Source organism: Streptococcus sp. GMD1S (genome assembly GCF_000296875.1).
Classification (GTDB): domain Bacteria; phylum Bacillota; class Bacilli; order Lactobacillales; family Streptococcaceae; genus Streptococcus.
The window spans coordinates 1-1,277 of the sequence record NZ_AJQY01000143.1 but is presented as its reverse complement, the minus strand read 5'-3'; the positions used below and the strand labels follow the sequence as shown (position 1 = coordinate 1,277).

1 protein-coding gene and 1 pseudogene are annotated in these 1,277 nt (G+C 39.2%); both read right to left on the bottom strand.

Annotated features, from left to right (window positions below; translation table 11 throughout):
• A partial coding sequence (gene pcsB, locus GMD1S_RS07765) for a peptidoglycan hydrolase PcsB (protein ID WP_000726987.1) occupies positions 1-1,052 on the bottom strand: 1,052 nt, incomplete at its 3' end.
• Between the two features lie 93 nt (positions 1,053-1,145).
• Positions 1,146-1,277: pseudogene (locus GMD1S_RS07760) on the bottom strand (rod shape-determining protein MreD); the annotation flags it as partial.

Sequence of the window (1,277 nt, the reverse complement as noted above, 5' to 3'; positions counted from 1 at the left end):
TATCCACCGTCATTCCAACATGCAATCGCACCAACTTGTGGAGTTGATCCTGTACGGAATCCTGCAGCTGCTGCACTTGTAGCCCACTGCGCTCCGTTACCCCAGTAATCTCCAGCCCAAGGTGCTAATGTTTTAGCTCCCCAAGTACATTCTCCAGTTGGATAACTTGAAGCATTTGTACTGTATGTTGGACGTTGTCTAGTTGGAGTCGGAGCAGGTGCTGGAGTGTAGCTTGAATCATCATCTGATGAAGAGCTTGAAGTCGCTTGCACTTGATCTGAAAGTGTTGTATTTCCAGAAGCAACAACTGATTGTTGTTGACTTGTTTGACGTGCCTTATAAGCTGCTTCTGCTTCAGCTGCTGCTTTTGCTTCTGCCTCTGCTGCTGCTTTTTGTTCCAATAAAGTAGCTTTATCACTTTCTGCAGTAGCTTTCTCTGCAGCAAGGTTTAACTCAGCAACTTTCAACTCTGCTTGTTTTGTTGTCAATGCTTGTGCATCGTCAGCAAGTGTTTGTTGGTTCGCAATGACAGTGTTGATTGCTTCATTATTTGCAACCTGTTTTTCAGCGATAGATTTCTTATCAGCTTTCTGTTGTTCCAACATTTTGTTGTTAGCTGATACAATCTCGCTCATGGCTGCAACACGTGAAATAGCTTCCGTAATTGATTTTGAGTTTACAATTGTATTGATGTAGCTAGTTGCAGCACCGTTTGTTTGTGCGCTACGTGCTTGTTTTTCCAAAGATTCATTACGAGCAACAATGTTCTTAGAGAGCTCTGTAATTTCTCCTTCAAGTTTTTTAGATTCAGCTTGTAGAGTTTCGTTCTCAGCTTCCAAGTTCGTTTGTTGAGTTTGGATAGCTGTAACTTGCGTTTGGATTTCATCTACTTGTTTTTGAGCTTCTTTTTGTTGAGCTGTCAAATTACTAATCTTACTATCTTGAGCAGCAATCTTTTCATCAGTTGTTTCAGCGTGGACAGTTGTCAATACTGCCGCTTGAGACACTAATACTGTACTTAATAAAAGTGACGCTAAGATTTTTTTCTTCATATTGTGTAGATACTCCTTCTATTTAAGACATTACTAGTATACCAAAAAAAGACATAATAAATATTACGCCTTTGTTACATTTTTATTTCTTTCTTATAGATAACATTTTTCAAAAATATATTGGAAAATAAGCATCCATAAAAAGTTCAAAATCATTGATGGGACAAGGCTATAGACGATGAAAACTGGCATCGATTCTACTGTCAATCCCATAGCAAGGGCAAG